This window comes from Vibrio sp. 10N.237.312.B06, assembly GCF_041464685.1.
Classification (GTDB): Bacteria; Pseudomonadota; Gammaproteobacteria; order Enterobacterales; family Vibrionaceae; genus Vibrio; species Vibrio tasmaniensis_A.
In genome coordinates this window covers 1-16348 of the sequence record NZ_JBFSPI010000065.1, presented here as the reverse complement: position 1 = coordinate 16348, position 16348 = coordinate 1, and the positions used below count along the sequence as shown (strand labels likewise).

General features: G+C 43.4%; 10 protein-coding genes. 5 read left to right on the top strand and 5 right to left on the bottom strand.

All coding sequences use genetic code 11. From position 1 onward, the window contains the following. Window positions 1-70 precede the first annotated feature (70 nt). A complete protein-coding gene (pflB, locus tag AB6C75_RS16560; protein WP_371710293.1) occupies window positions 71-2347 on the bottom strand; it encodes a formate C-acetyltransferase in 2277 nt (758 codons plus the stop codon). 315 nt (window positions 2348-2662) lie between these two features. Further along, a complete protein-coding gene (locus tag AB6C75_RS16555; RefSeq protein WP_009846317.1) occupies window positions 2663-4204 on the bottom strand; it encodes a DUF3360 family protein in 1542 nt (513 codons plus the stop codon). A 791-nt stretch (window positions 4205-4995) separates the two neighbouring features. Here AB6C75_RS16555 and AB6C75_RS16550 point away from each other — a divergent pair. The 5 genes from AB6C75_RS16550 (at window position 4996) to AB6C75_RS16530 (ending at window position 11095) form a co-directional block, all read left to right on the top strand. Beyond that, window positions 4996-5766: an ABC transporter ATP-binding protein gene (locus AB6C75_RS16550; protein ID WP_004736532.1), complete on the top strand. Its 771-nt coding sequence runs from the start codon at window positions 4996-4998 to the stop codon at window positions 5764-5766. A gap of 124 nt (window positions 5767-5890) precedes the next feature. After that, window positions 5891-6661, top strand: coding sequence for an ABC transporter substrate-binding protein (locus AB6C75_RS16545; RefSeq protein ID WP_102248930.1), 771 nt, complete (start codon window positions 5891-5893; stop codon window positions 6659-6661). Between the two features lie 79 nt (window positions 6662-6740). Continuing rightward, entirely contained in the window at window positions 6741-7481 is a 741-nt protein-coding gene (locus tag AB6C75_RS16540) for an ABC transporter permease (RefSeq protein ID WP_012603591.1), read from the top strand. 2 nt (window positions 7482-7483) lie between these two features. Further along, window positions 7484-8161 carry an ABC transporter permease gene (locus tag AB6C75_RS16535; protein WP_009846321.1) on the top strand — a complete coding sequence of 226 codons (678 nt, stop codon included), beginning with the start codon at window positions 7484-7486 and terminating at the stop codon, window positions 8159-8161. A 198-nt stretch (window positions 8162-8359) separates the two neighbouring features. After that, on the top strand, window positions 8360-11095 hold the full coding sequence (locus AB6C75_RS16530) for an ImpA family metalloprotease (RefSeq protein WP_372108253.1): 2736 nt from the start codon (window positions 8360-8362) through the stop codon (window positions 11093-11095). Window positions 11096-11231: 136 nt separating this feature from the next. Here AB6C75_RS16530 and xthA read toward each other — a convergent pair whose 3' ends face one another. From xthA to emrD, 3 genes are all read right to left on the bottom strand, one after another. Further along, a complete protein-coding gene (gene xthA, locus AB6C75_RS16525; RefSeq protein ID WP_372108251.1) occupies window positions 11232-12038 on the bottom strand; it encodes an exodeoxyribonuclease III in 807 nt (268 codons plus the stop codon). A 171-nt stretch (window positions 12039-12209) separates the two neighbouring features. Next, entirely contained in the window at window positions 12210-14300 is a 2091-nt protein-coding gene (locus AB6C75_RS16520; RefSeq protein ID WP_372108258.1) for a S9 family peptidase, read from the bottom strand. A gap of 331 nt (window positions 14301-14631) precedes the next feature. Then, window positions 14632-15837, bottom strand: a complete 1206-nt coding sequence (emrD, locus tag AB6C75_RS16515) for a multidrug efflux MFS transporter EmrD (RefSeq protein ID WP_065678765.1) — start codon at window positions 15835-15837, stop codon at window positions 14632-14634. Window positions 15838-16348 lie beyond the last annotated feature (511 nt).

The following is a 16348-nucleotide window of genomic DNA, read 5'->3' as shown; positions in this document are numbered from 1 at the left end:
TTAGAGTAGATATAAAAAAGCCCCGCACATTGGCGAGGCTAATAGTTTTTACTGTCTATTGAGCGTGAGCTTATAGAGACTCAGTAAATGTACGTGCGATTACGTCAGCTTGCTGCTCTGTAGTCAGAGAGTTAAAGCGTACAGCGTAACCAGAAACACGAATCGTTAGCTGAGGGTATTTCTCAGGGTGCTTAACTGCGTCTTCTAGAGTTTCACGGTTAAGAACGTTCACGTTAAGGTGTTGACCACCTTCAATGCCAGCTTCGTGGTGGAAGTAACCATCCATTAGGCCTGCAAGGTTAGCACGTTGGCTATCTTCTTCTTTACCTAGCGCGTTTGGCACGATAGAGAAAGTGTAAGAGATACCATCTTGAGCATCAGCAAACGGTAGTTTACCTACAGACGTTAGTGAAGCTACAGCGCCTTTCTCATCACGACCGTGCATTGGGTTTGCACCAGGAGCGAAAGGAGCGCCAGCACGACGACCGTCTGGAGTGTTACCTGTTTTCTTACCGTAAACCACGTTAGACGTGATAGTAAGAACTGACTGTGTAGGGATTGAATCACGGTAAGTCTTAAGCTTACGGATCTTGTTCATGAACGTAGAAACTAGTTCACAAGCAATGTCATCTACACGAGAGTCGTTGTTACCGTATTTAGGGTAATCGCCTTCGATTTCGAAGTCAGTTGCAATGCCATCTTCGTCGCGGATTGGTTTAACAGTCGCGAATTTGATTGCAGACAGTGAGTCAGCAGCAACAGACAGACCAGCGATACCACAAGCCATAGTACGACGAACGTCGCGGTCATGAAGAGCCATTAGAGACGCTTCGTAGCTGTACTTGTCGTGCATGAAGTGAATGCTGTTTAGAGCTGTCACGTATTGCTTAGCTAACCAGTCCATGAAGTGATCTAGACGGTCCATTACTTTATCGTAATCAAGAACAGCGTCAGTCATTGGCGCTTCTTTAGGACCAACTTGCATCTTAAGTTTTTCGTCCACACCGCCGTTGATTGCGTAAAGCATTGTTTTCGCAAGGTTAGCACGAGCACCGAAGAACTGCATTTGCTTACCAACGATCATTGGTGATACACAACAAGCGATTGCGTAATCATCAGAACCAAGGTCAGGACGCATTAGGTCATCATTTTCGTACTGGATAGAAGAAGTATCGATAGATACCTTCGCACAGAAACGCTTGAAGCCGTCAGGCAGTTGCTCAGACCAAAGAACTGTGATGTTTGGCTCTGGAGAAGGACCCATAGTGTATAGAGAGTTAAGGAAACGGAAGTTCGAACGCGTTACTAGCGTACGACCATCAACACCCATACCACCCATAGACTCTGTAGCCCAGATTGGGTCGCCAGAGAATAGCTCATCGTACTCAGGAGTACGTAGGAAACGAACCATACGCAGCTTCATTACGAAGTGGTCGATCATCTCTTGTGCTTGGTCTTCTGTGATTTTGCCAGCAGCGATATCACGCTCGATGTAGATGTCTAGGAAAGTCGAAGTACGACCTAGAGACATTGCAGCACCGTTTTGAGATTTAACCGCAGCTAGGTAGCCGAAGTAAGTCCACTGAATAGCTTCTTGAGCAGTTTGAGCTGGCTCAGAGATATCGAAACCGTATTTCTCAGCCATTTGCTTGATTTGACCTAGAGCACGATGTTGCTCAGAGATCTCTTCACGCAATTGCATTGTAGCAGCAAGATCTTCGCCGTTCTCGAAACGCTCTTGTAGAGAAGCGAATTGAGCAGCTTTGTCTTTCATTAGGAAGTTGATACCGTAAAGTGCAACACGACGGTAGTCACCAATGATACGACCACGGCCGTAAGCATCAGGAAGACCAGTCAGAACACCAGACTTACGACATTTTAGGATATCAGGAGTGTAGATATCGAAAACGCCAGCATTGTGTGTTTTGCGGTATTCTGAGTAGATTTTTGAAACCATTGGGTCAAGAGTTTCACCGTATGCTTTACAAGAACCTTCAACCATACGTACACCACCGTTAGGGATGATTGCACGTTTTAGTGGCTTCTCAGTTTGTAGACCAACGATAGTCTCAAGATCTTTCTCAATGTAACCTGCATCGTGAGCAGTAATGGTAGAGATAACAGAAGTATCGAAATCTACAGGTGCTTTAGTTGCGTTTTCCTGTTTGATACCTTCCATTACCGAAGACCAAAGCTTGTTAGTTGCTTCAGTACCCTCAGAAACTAGGAAAGACTCGTCGCCTTCATATGGCGTGTAGTTCTTTTGAATGAAATCACGAACGTTTACTTCGCTTTGCCACTCACCTGCAGCAAAATCTTCCCAAGCTTTAGCAAATTGCTCTGCCATGACATACCTACCTTTTTAGTAGAAAAAATACGTACATTAACACTGTTGAGCCAGCGCCCCTCGTAAGGGTAGTACACTCTTATTAATAACAATATATATGAGCATATGAGCATATGAGCGTCATATGGTTATATATATTGTCACTACCTTTTATATGTTGTCTTTACTCTATGTATTCAAGACTACGCTAAAAAATTTCTGCAAACCTTAAACTAAATCAATAAATGCCAAAAAAAATTGAAAAAATTTGAGTGGCAGGGGTTGCCACCCAAACTTTTTTTTAATCCCAATACTACTTTTGTGTAGTAATGAGCATTATAGCCAAGCTTTTAGGCCATATTGACTTTCTAGCATACCAACTGCAAGCATTGCTACTAAACAGATAACTAAAACGCCAACTGGGATTACAATCTTGTCTACAAATGATAGACGCTTCGCACGCTCTTTATCACCAATTAGACCGTTGTTATCAAGAAGCATAGTCAGAGCCCATGCTAATACAGGGTTAACAACCGCTGAACCGAAGATACAGATACCAGCTGCTTGAGAATCCTTTGAATCCTTAACCATTTGCATACCCGCTTCAAGTAGAGGTAGAGATACACCTACAAGTAGCGCAACACGCATCACTGGTGGCCATACTGCAACGTCCATTGGGAAACCAAGAATCGCAACAATAATACATAGAGAACCAAGCAAGATTGCGCCGCCAGGAATTGGACGTTTCGCGATTGCTGCTGGGATCATGTAAGTACCCCAAGAAGAAGTGATGTTACCACCACCAACCGCTGTACCCACCATTTGACGAACTGAACACATAGTCATAGTGTCATCAACGTCCATCAGAACTTTTTCAGACTTTTTAGGGTAGTTTAGTTCTTGGAAGATACGGTGACCTAGGAAGTCAGGTGACCACATCGCTACCGCTAGGATTGCAAATGGTAGAGAAGCGATGAAGTGTTCAACGTTTGGCAAGCCAAGCATCCAACCTTCAGAAGTCGAACCCCACCAGTAAACTGGGTTTAGGTTTGGGATACCCATTTCAGTTTCGAATACGATATCGAAACCAGCGCCCAATGCTAATGCAATAGCAAGGCCTGTGAATGCACAAACTGGGATAGCTAACCAACGCTTGTTTACTTTTGCTAAGAAAGCATAGATAGCAATAGTAATAGCAAGAACGATTAAGCCAACGTAACCCATGCTACCCGCTTCAACAGTAGAAGATTGAAGACCAACCGCCCATGCTTGAATCGAGTTAATTTGGCTCATGGTACCCGTTAGGCCTAAGAAAATGAGCAAGCCACCAGCGGTACCTTCCGAAGTCAGGTTAACCAGCTTGGAGCCGCCTTTTAGGAAACTTAGGATTAGACCGAAGACACCGATAAGGATAGCCAATGCAAGAGGGTGAGCACCAGCGAGAGCGATGGTACCAATAAGAGGAATCATTGGGCCGTGGTTACCGGCAAGGTTTGCTTTAGGGTTGAAAAAACCAGAAGCAAGGATACAGAACAGCAGTGCAGGAATCAGCATTTCTACACGAGCAACTTCAATCGCGAAGTCTTTACCTAGGTTTACGTGATCCCAAGCTTGAGTTAGGCCGTCAGCCCAAGACATCATTACTGCAGAGTACATCGCGATGATACCGATGGTACCAGCAAGTGCAGGAACAAGATCTTCAAGTTCAAAACGGAAATCACGGCCTGGAAGGTTTAGGCCAAAACGACGAGGCTTCATGATTTGAAGTTCGTGATCTAAGTAATCTGAGCGGCTCTCAAATTCAGAAGCAGGGCGGTGTAGCTCTTTATAGCTTTTCTCTTCTACTTCAGAGTTCGCATTATTCACAACGTCTGACATAGATTCCTCATATTTTTATGTTAGTAATTCTAAAATTGAATTATAAAATTTCGCGTAATTGCGTTATTTCTTAGTTATAACTTATTAATATTATGTTGCACGGCTTTGATGTGCTTTATGCAGCTAAGTTAAAAGAAATGTTTGGCATTTTTAATGCCTTATTCTTTGCTGCTGAGTCTAACAAGCTTACCCTTTAGGGTGATTGATCTTGATCACTTTATGAGTTTATGTGAAAGAAAGCTACAAAACGAAGCGATTCATTAACGTACCGTTGATGAATTGTGTAATTAGTTTTCACAAATTGACGTTAGCTATCTTCTTCATGTCTTGCTCTACATAGCATCAGCCGGATACCTCTTACTTACTGAGTGGTTTCACTATTAGTAACTGGTCTCTTAGTTGCCTATGAAGTTTTAACCACTCAACGACCTTCAAATAACGTTCTCGTATAGTGAGTTTGGTGTACTACTGCGGGTGTTAGATTTTGTCGGAAGCGCAGTTTTTAAGTTCACAAAACGTGTTTTTCTTGTGAGGCATCAAGCTACGAGAATCTCATTTTGATTAACTTTATTTAAACAATGTCAGAGTCGCAATTACAGCTTGTTGATACATTTCATTCAGTAAATTGAGACTAAAACGCTATTCATTGCATAATAAGTCAGAGTTAATCGCTATTTATTCTCAATTATTAGGTTAATAATTTGTTGCATGTTGTTTCGTGTGGTGCTAGTTTGTATCGCATGAAAAGGTCGGAGTACCTTGCATTTTCACAAACTTGGGAGAGAAAGCGCATGAAAGATGTACCAGCGCTGGACATAAAGGATTTACACAAAACGTTTGGTCAAAATGAAGTTTTAAAGGGAATTTCACTTTCTGCGCATAAAGGCGATGTAGTATCGATTATCGGATCTTCAGGGTCGGGTAAAAGTACTTTCCTTAGATGTATCAACCTTTTAGAGACACCTACTGCTGGCGAGATTTGGGTTAATGGTGAATTAATTCAAATGAAGAACAACCGCCAAGGTGTTTCTGTTCCTGCCAATGAAAAACAAGTACAGCGAATCCGTTCTCGCTTAGCAATGGTTTTTCAGGGTTTCAACCTGTGGTCTCATCTGACCGTTCTCGAAAATGTTATCGAAGCGCCTGTTCATGTCTTAGGTGTACCTAAAGCACAAGCGATTGAAAATGCTGAGCTGCTACTGAAGAAAGTAGGGCTATATGAACGCAAAGATTACTACCCGGGTCATTTATCTGGTGGACAACAACAGCGTGCGGCGATTGCAAGAGCGTTAGCGGTTGACCCTGAAGTAATGCTATTTGATGAACCAACATCGGCACTTGATCCTGAGTTAGTAGGGGAAGTACTTGGTGTAATGCGCGATCTAGCAGAAGAGGGAAGAACCATGCTTGTGGTAACACATGAAATGGCTTTTGCTCGTGACGTATCAAATCATGTGATGTTCTTACATCAAGGCTTGGTGGAAGAACAGGGCGATCCAGCTAAACTGTTTACTGAGCCTGAATCTGAGCGATTACAACAATTTATCTCATCGATTTACTAATCAGAATTGAAATGCTGTTGCTAAGGTAAATGGCGACAGTGTTAACAATGAAACACAACAAGTAACAACAAACACAATATTAAAATTAGCAAAACATAAAAACCTAAATCACAGGAGTAGGGATATGAAAAAGTGGTTATTAGTCGCGGCACTTGCTGCAACTGCTGCAACGGGCGTAGCTCAAGCAAAAGAATGGAAAACAGTACGTTTCGGTATTGAAGGTGCTTACCCTCCATTTAGCTGGACAGAAGCTGACGGTTCGTTGAAAGGCTTCGATGTCGATATGGCTAACGCGCTTTGTACTGAAATGCAGGTGAAGTGTAAGATCGTTGCACAAGATTGGGATGGTATTATTCCTTCTCTGCTTGCTCGTAAATATGATGCGATCATTGCGGCAATGTCTATCACGGAAGAGCGCAAGAAAAAGATCGATTTCACAGGTAAATACGCACTTATCCCGAACAAGTTCATCGCTAAAAAAGGTGCAGACCTTAACTTTGATGATCTAAGTGGTCAAAAAATTGCCGTTCAACGTGCAACAACTCACGACAAGTACCTAACAGATAACTACGGCGACACAGTAGAAATCGTTCGTTACGGTTCATTTGACGAAGCTTACCTTGATCTAGCTAACGGTCGTGTTGCTGCTGTACTGGGTGATGCATCTGCTCTAGAAGAAGGTGTACTAAACAAAGCGGGTGGTGAAGACTACGAGTTTGTTGGTCCATCACTCACTGATCCTAAGTGGTTCGGTGAAGGTTTTGGTATTGCTCTACGTAAGCAAGACAAAGATCTGACTAAGCAATTGGATGCCGCAATCCTTTCACTACGTGAAAAAGGCATCTACCAAGATATCGCTGCTAAATACTTCAACTACGACGTATACGGTAAGTAATCTCTAGCGTCACTTCTTAAGGGAGAGGATCACCTCTCCCTGTCTTACCAACTTTTTCGCAGTTCTGTTGGAATTCATTATGTTTGATTTACAAGGATATGAAGCGTCGATCCTGAAAGGGGCGGTGCTTACAATTGAAGTTGCCTTACTGTCGCTAATTTTAGCTATGGTTCTTGGTATGCTAGGTGCCTTAGCAAAACTAGCGCCTTACCGCTGGGCTCGTGCTATTGCAACCCTCTACACAACCGTTATTCGAGGTATCCCCGATCTCGTATTGATGATGTTGATTTTCTTTGGTGGACAAATCCTTTTAAACAACAGTTTGTATTCCATCAATGAGTGGCTCAATGAATGGTTCACGTCGAGTGACCCTAACCACGAGTGGACCGCTTACTTACCTGATTATATTGATGTCAGCCCATTTATTGCCGGTGTCTTAACGATTGGCTTTATCTTCGGTGCTTACATGGCTGAAACCTTCCGTGGTGCCATCATGGCTGTTGATAGCGGCGAAATGGAAGCGGCAAAGGCCTATGGCATGGGCCCTGTTTTAGCGTTCCGTCGTATTCTATTACCGCAAATGATTCGTCACGCACTGCCGGGGTTTGGTAATAACTGGTTGGTTTTACTAAAAACAACCGCGCTGGTTTCTATTATTGGCCTTGAAGACATGGTACGTGTTAGCGCTCTGGCGGCGGGTTCAACCAAAATGCCATTTACCTTCTATATGACGGTAGCAATCATCTTCTTATTCTTCACCAGTGTTTCGACGGGCTTACTTAAGTTGGTTGAACGTAAATTCAGTATCCACGCGAGGTAGTTATGGACTTTTCATTGATAATTGAAAGCCTGCCGATTTACCTTGGTGGTTTGTGGACAACGGCTTGGATGGTTTGTGTCGCTTTGATTGTTGGCTTATTCGTAGCCATACCATTAGCTATCGCTCGTAACAGTCCAAATATGATGATTAATGCACCAGCTTGGTCGTTCATTTATTTCTTCCGTGGTACGCCGTTATTGGTTCAGTTGTACCTGATTTACTACGGTATGGACCAATTCTTCCCAGTAAAAGATACACTATGGGAAAACGCGTGGTTCTGTGCTTTAGTTGCGTTTATTCTGAACACATCAGCATATACTGCAGAGATCATTCGTGGTGCTATTAATGGCTTACCGAAAGGTGAGGTTGAAGCCGCGAAAGCGTACGGCATGAGCACACCAAAGACTTACCGCCGCATCATTTTGCCAAGTGCTCTACGTCGTGCATTACCGGCTTACAGTAACGAAGTTATCTTTATGCTTCATGGTTCAGCGGTAGCAGGTATTGTAACCATTATGGATCTAACTGGTGCTGCACGTTTGGTTAACTCTCGCTACTACGCTCCATTCGAGTCTTTCCTAACTGCAGGTCTATTCTACATGGCGCTAACGTTTATCATCATTGCGATTTTCAAATTTGCAGAGAAGCGTTTCCTTGCTTACTTAAGGCCGTTAAGTTAACTCTACGATACAGATTGTCTTAGATAAACGGCGCTCTTGTAGCGCCGTTTTTAATTTCAATTCAATTGTTCGGGTTCTAATAAGTTTAAGTGGTATTTGTTAAATTCACTCCATAAATTACGAACCCATTAGTCGAATCAATTGACTTAAGTAAACCCATAGATATACTTGCTCCAATTTTTTGAGTGTCGTATAACAATGAAAAAAAACATCTTATCTTTGTGTCTAATTCTGCCGTCGTCTCTACTACTTTCTGCATGTGGTGGTTCTAGTGATTCCGCTCAACCTCCGAGTAAAACGGCGGTACAAAAAGCGCTTGAATCCGGAGATGCATCCCTTGTATCTAATGCCAATGAGTTTATTGACGCCAGCCAAACGCTCGTTGCCCAATACAAATCTGATTACAGTCAAATTAAACAGTCTCTGTCTAAAAATTCAGACGGCACGCCGCTGCGCAATCTTCATTGGGATCCAACACACGATGCCGCGATAATCTTACCAACTTACGGCTTCAACGATGTCATCCTGCAAACCAATAAAGCGATGCAGAGTGGATATACTGACCAAGAGCTTGCGATTGGTATTGCAGGTTATACATCGAGCGGTAGTCGTTACGCTGCGTTAGCAAGTAACCCATTTCGAACTAAGCAACGTTCAACGGATTCAGTCAACGCAGAAATGGAAGTGTGGTTGAAAAACTTGGTGGGTTGGGCATCAGGCACAAGTTCACCTAAGAATGTTGTCTTGGCTCAGATGGATCAGTCTTATTATTTTCCTGATGACAAAGCAACGCGAAACTGGCTAACGAGCAACATCAATCCTTCGATGGTTATCAATGATGATAACGCCTGTGACGGCAGCAAATTAAGTCAATGTATTGAAACGAACAACCCTGATTTATTGATTTTGTCTCAAAAGTTAAATGATGGTGACGAAATTAACGATGTAATGACGGGGTTACGTTTGGCGTTCAACAAAAAGATTCCCGTACTGTACTTGCATCTTGATGGCGGTATGACGGACTTAGGCAACGCACTATTTGCAGAAATGCATATGACGTATGTTGGTGATAACTATTGGCGCAGGCTAGGGCTGTCAAATTGGGATTCAACGCAACTGATTGATCGAATGCCAGATAATATCGTCAAACAACAAGCACTTTTACAGCGCCTGAAACTCGATAGTTTCACTGTTGACTTGAATTTATGTGATGACAAATCTTGCCCAGATGAGTCCAACATGGATGAAGAGTTCTATAAGGCCGCGAACAGTATTCGTTCACACCTAACGACGCTTGATAGCAAAAAAATTGATCTCTTTGCATCCAAGAACTACGAATATGAAAAGCTGTTACTGCTACTTGCTGATCGCTACCGACAAGACGTTAAGTACCCAATGGGTAAAGACGTAACAGATAGAATCGACTTTCTTCGGTCGTATTACAGTGATTACGCGACATACAACACTCGACAACATAACGCAGCACAGCCGAGTTTAGGGAACTTCAGCACCAAGAACTTTAAGAATGTCCCTCTCATCACCAAGATTATTACTTTAGAGTCAAAGAAAAACTTCCGTGCGGCGGGTGTATATGCCTTACCGGGTAAGACGATCAAAGTGACGCGATTAGATAATAACAAAGTGGCAACGTCGATTGCCCTTAACACACTACGTAGCGGTGCGACTCATGAGTTTTCGGGTAAAGACGGCTATGCAAGGCCGAAGTTTTTGACTTCGGTAACTTACCCCGTAAAACATGGAGAAACGATATACCTGACCTCTGCCTATGGCGGGACATTACAAGTTCATTTTGATACCAACGATATCGATGTAGAGCTGCGTTTTGAAAATGTTGCCCAACACCCTGTTTGGCGAAGTCAAGCGGACAACGATAGCTTTGTCGCGCAGCTCGAAGAAGGTAACTTTGACTGGGCTGAGTTGGTGACTCCCGGATTTGAAGTTCACTCTAAACTAGACAAGATGAAAGAGTCTATCGGATCTTCTGATTGGGCACAGCCGCATGATATGGCTCTCGCCACAGAGCGTTACGTACACAACCTTCCTCATGCACTTGCGGGTTTCAAAGGGCCTGGAATTGATGAAATTGCTGAAATACACCAATACGGAGAGGCAAAGGGCTGGGAAATTGCGAACATTGATATTGTAAAGCACATGAATGCCGATCAAGCGACTTGTGGTTACGGTTGTTCAGGAAACCCTTACGATGCTTATTGGTCTTTTCATCCTCTAGGGCATGGTGATTTGCACGAGCTTGGTCATGGACTGGAAAGAGGACGTTTTAGATTCTCTGGATGGGAAGGCCACTCAACAACCAACTACTATTCGTATTTCAGTAAATCAAAGTATTACAAAGACACGGCAAAGGTATCGTCTTGCCAAAGCCTAGACTTTAAAGGGCAGTATCAATTGTTACAGCAGAGCCGAACTCAACCAGATCCAAACGCTTTTATGGCGGCTCAAAATCAAACGGGTTGGAGTTGGGGAGCTCGTATGTTCATTCAAATGATGATGTTGACTGAGCAGCAAGGTGTATTGAATTCAGGTTGGCATTTACTAGGGCGCTTACACTTGATTGAACGCGAGTTTAATCGCTTGAAAGCCAGTGATACTCTCTGGAACAACGGTAAAGGCTCGATTGGCTTTTCAGATTACACCAAACAGGAAGCCGAAGGCATCACCAACAATGACTGGTTGCTTATCGCATTAAGCTACATAGCAGAAAGGGATATGAAGCAATACTTAGATATGTGGGGATTCAGTTTCAGTGATAAAGCGAAGCAACAAGTCACAGCGCTTAGTCTAAGTAACATGCCTTTGACATATTTTGCATCGTCTAATCAAGGCTATTGCTTAGATGAATTTGCTAAGACGCCGTTAGATGTTGACGGCACGACCGCTTGGCCGCTTAATTAGGTATATGGCAGATAGAGTCACGACGAAAAAAGAGAGGAGATATTAACTCCTCTCTTTCGTTATTCGCTTCTGGTTAGCCTAGTGAACACGATTTACCAGCTACTTGATATGGCTAAGTTCTGTTACCTAAAAGTAACTACTTAAACGTCGACCAAATTGGCGCGTGATCTGACGGTTTTTCGATGCCGCGTAGTTCGTAGTCGATGCCCGCTTCAGTACACTTGTCAGCAAGCTTCTGAGTCGCAAGTACCACATCAATGCGCAGGCCGCGGTTGTCCACGAAGCCTTTTGAGCGGTAATCAAACCATGAGTATTGATCGTTCACTTCAGGGTGTAGTAAACGGAAGCTGTCCTCAAAGCCCCAGTCCATCAATGTTTTCAACCATTCGCGTTCTTCTGGTTGGAAAGAACATTTACCGGTTTTCAACCAACGTTTCGCATTAGGTTCACCAATGCCGATATCAATATCGGTAGGGCTGATATTAATGTCGCCCATCACAATCACTTGTTCATCTTTGTTGTGGTAATCGTTCAGGTACGTCATTAAGTCTTTGTAGAACTGGCGCTTGTACGGGTATTTGGTTTCATGCTTAATGTTGTCGCCTTGAGGGAAGTAACCATTTAGCACAGTGATCTTCTCACCATTGTCGTCTTCAAACGTCGCCATGATCATGCGTTTTTGATGGTCTTCGTTGTCTGTAGGAAAGCCTTTTTGTACCGAAATTGGCTCTTGCTTACAAAGCATCGCCACACCGTAGTGAGCCTTTTGACCGTGGAAGTAGACCTTGTAACCCATAGCTTCAACATCGGCTAGTGGGAAGGCTTCATCGTGCACTTTGATCTCTTGTAGACCAATCACATCTGGTTGGTGCTTATCGATAATAGCTTGCAGTTGGTGAAGGCGGGCTCTAAGGCCATTTATGTTGAAGCTAATGACTTTCATTTGTTTTTATACCTCTCGTAAACCCTTGTGCTTGCTTGTTTATCAAGGGTTTGTTGATTTGGTGGATTTCATGGTTAATCGTATTTAACCATGCTTAATAATTTCTGTCGCCACTTTATAAAGACTAAATGGCGACGTTAAATTGTGTGAATACCTACAGTTACGCTGAGTCTACTGAGTTTTTAGTAAGTCTAAAAAGAACGCGTATTCAAGTGCGTCTTCTTTCAATCTTTTGAAGCGACCAGAAGCCCCGCCGTGACCAGCTTCCATATCGGTTTTGAACAACAACACATTATTGTCTGTTTTCATTTCACGCAGTTTCGCCACCCACTTCATTGGTTCAAAGTACTGTACTTGTGAGTCATGCAGGCCTGTTGTTACTAACATGTTCGGGTAGCTTTGAACTTTCACATTGTCATATGGCGAGTAACCTAGCATGTAATCGTAGTAGGTTTTATCGTTGGGGTTGCCCCATTCGTCATACTCGTTTGTGGTGAGAGGAATCGATTCATCAAGCATAGTCGTCACCACGTCTACAAACGGAACATGTGCACCAATACCACGGTAAAGTTCTGGTGCTTGGTTGATGATTGCGCCCATCAATAGGCCGCCAGCAGACCCGCCTACCGCAAATACTTTATCTTTAGCACCATAACCTTCTTCAACAAGCCCTTTAGTGACATCAATAAAGTCGTTGAACGTGTTTTGTTTGGTCAGTTTCTTGCCATCTTCATACCAAGGGCGACCAAGCATTTCTGAACCACGGATATGTGCGATAGCATAAACGAATCCGCGATCAAGTAAGCTGAGGCGAGCCGATCCAAAGGTTGGTTCGATTGTGTGGCCGTAAGAGCCGTAGCCGTATTGGTAGATAGGGTTTGTACCGTCTTTCTTGAATAGATCTTTACGATAAACCAAAGACACAGGAACTTGTTGACCATCGCGAGCCGTTACCATGATTCGCTCTGATTGGTAGTTATCCGCTTCGAAATCACCTAATACGGGTGTCTGCTTCATTAGCTCAGATTCACCTGTACTTAGATCGAAATCATAGTAAGTACCTGGCGTAGTTAAGCTGCTGTAATAGACACGAACTTTTGAGTTATCTAATTCATAGTTACTTGTTAGGTAAGCGGCAAATGCGGTGTCGTTAAATTCAAGTGGGAACTCGTTGCCTGTTGATAGTTGGCGAACTTTCACGGTAGACAAGCCATTCGCACGTTGCTCGTAAACCAGATGGTCATCAAACAGCTCGAAGTCAACAAGCTGAGTATTCTCGTCAGCAGGAATGATATCGACCCATTTAGAGCGGTCATGCATCTTTTCGGCTGTGACTTTCATTAAACGGAAGTTGACTGCTTGGTAGTTGGTGTAGATGTAGTACCAATCACCTAGCTTAGCGATGCTGTACTCGATACCCGTTTCTCGTGGGTAGAAAGCTTCAGCTTTAGCGTTTGGGTTGTTGGCATCTATGACTGAAACACCGCTAGTTTCTGTACTCGAGTGCCAAATGTAGACCTGTTCACCATCTTTGCTTTTGCTCAAAGAGGTGTAGTAAGCGCTGTCGGTTTCTTCGTAGATTAACTCATCGCTTGTCTGAGGTGTGCCCAAAACGTGACGGTAAACTTGATAACCAAGTAATGTTTGTGGATCTTTTTTGATGTAGTAAAAGGCTTGGTTGTCATTTTGCCATGCAATCGCGCTCGAAGCCCCTTCAATTTCATCTGTTAGGTATTCACCTGTCGTGAGGTCTTTAATTTTGATGGTGTAAATACGGCGGCTCAGCGTGTCTTCGCCATAGGCCAACAAGTTTTCGCTTGGGCTGATCGTTAAGCCACCAATACTGAAAAATTCATGGTCTTTTGCTAGTTCGTTAACATCTAAGATGACTTGCTTGTCTGTACCTAAAAAGTCATTTTCACGCAAGTGAACTGGGTATTCGTTGTCACCTGTGACTTCATTCGAGTAGTAGTAGCTGCCTTTGCGAACTGGAACCGAATGGTCGTCTTTTGCGATTCGGCCTTTGATCTCTTCAAATAACTGTTCTTGTGATGCTTCAGTGTGTTTCAGCACGGCCTCTGCGTACTGGTTTTCTTGCTCAAGATGCTGCAAGATCTCTGGGTCTTGGCGCTCATCATCACGCATCCAGTAATAATCATCGATTCGGGTATCACCATGAATCGTCATTGCATGAGGGACTTTCTTAGCTACGGGAGCTTGGGTTTGATGTGCGATGAGTTGCGATGGAGAGTTGTGGTCCATGGTTGTTATTCCTTGATTGCTGCATCCGGCGACAAGTGCGGCCGATACGGCTAATGTGGTTAAAGCGAAACGCATCTGTATATCCTATTGTGTACCTTACTCGTTTTAATGCCAGCATCCTTTAGTGGTTAGTTTTCTTCAAGTGATGTTATTTATAATTGGATTCTGGATTGGTACTTTCAGCGTAAGTGTCTGTTATTGTTTTCAATAAATCAAAGTAATGTTTAATGGAATCGATGGTAGATGTGAGCTGGGGGAAAACGTGCAATGAAAAAGGGACACACTTTTCAGTCTGTCCCTCTTCGTTGTTTGAGCTGAGGTAGAATTTACTTTAGATAGCCAATGGCATTTCGTTTGAATGGTCAGGTTTACGATTAACCCAACGTAAACCAAGCATGGCGATGAATGACATTGCAATCATCAAGCAACCGAGCGGAAGTTGGTCTTGAGCTGGGAAGAACGAGGCCAGTAGTGTTGCGATGCCAGCACCTAGATTTTGCATACCACCCAAAATTGCACCTCCAGTACCTGCGTGGTACGGGAATGGCGAAAGCGCCCCTGTTGTTGCCGCCGGGAATAAGATACCAGCGCCCAAAAAGTAAATCGTAGCACCACCGATCAAAGTTAATGCTGTTGTTTGACCAAATAGACCTGGTATCAACACCACGGTAGACCCTACCAAGATAGCAACTAGTCCAACATTCAGAGCGCGGCGCTCACTGCTACGTTGTGCGATGTAACTGGATAGGCCAGCACCGACTAAGTAACCTGGAATGGGTAATACAAACAACAAGCTTACTGTGGTTGCTGGCAAGCCAAGTACTCCGCCAAGTAATACACCTGCCGCAGCTTCAAATACCGCTACACCTGCAAATGTTGCGACCAATACCAATAAGAAACCTTGGAAACGTTTGTCAGATAGAACGAACTTGTAGCTGTTGGCAACCGATTCATGTTTGCGTCGTTCTTTTGGCAGAGTTTCCATCATGCTCGTCATCATGGTGATCACCACTGCGATACCAAACAGCGCCAGGAACAAGTAGCTAGAACGCCAACCGAAAGCTTCTGTTAAGTACCCACCTAATACAGGAGCCATCAATGGTGAGAAAATCACACACATGCTAATTAAGCTGTTTGCGCGGTGCAGTTCTGCGCCTTCAAAACAGTCGCGAGTCAATGTACGAGACATCGCACCACCACAACCGATGCCTAAACCTTGTATAAAGCTACCTGCTAAGAACCATTCATATTCGTGAGCAAACAATGCTACCAAAGTACCGATGATGTAGATGATCAAACCGACAACGATGATTGGTTTGCGACCTAGGCGATCAGAAAGTGGACCGTATGCAAACTGCGACAGACCATAAGGGATCAGGTAGCACGCCATCACAGCTTGAAGCGAAGATGCTGAAACCAAGAACTCACCCGCCATATGACCGATAGAAGGCACGTACATCGTTTGAGTCATTTGACCCACGGCAGTCAGGATAGCGATTAAAAAGGTAAGTTTCGCTAATGGAAACGAGGCGGACATTTGCGTATCTCTCCAAAAATTAGGACGTAAAAAGCCTTGGCGTTCCATTAAGGAGAGCCAAATAAGTAAAGTAACCTGGGAATCTAGGCGCGAGATATTAGAGATTGAGCATCTACTTAGCAACCAAAAAGTGTGAAGTTGATCAAGATAAAAATCTATAGCTTGGATTATAAAAACTAATCCGAATTTATTGGGGTTATAAAATAATAAGGAGTCATTGGCTTCCTTGAAATGTTGCATTACTCTGAATAAATTTGCGTTATTCATGACCGGAAGCGTAGGCACAAAGAAGCCTAAGTCTGACAAGCTGAAAGCTCTTGAAATCAAAGCAATAACAGAAAAAGTACACGATTTATTAACATTTCTATAAACTTTCGTTTTATATGCACGTAATTTGTGCTGTAATTATCCGCTAAGCTATTCGTCTAACTCATTCACATTGTGCATAGCAGTTTGTTACTAGGGCGTGTTGATCTTTCGTGAGTGTTTTTTGAACAGCATGGTAAAGAGT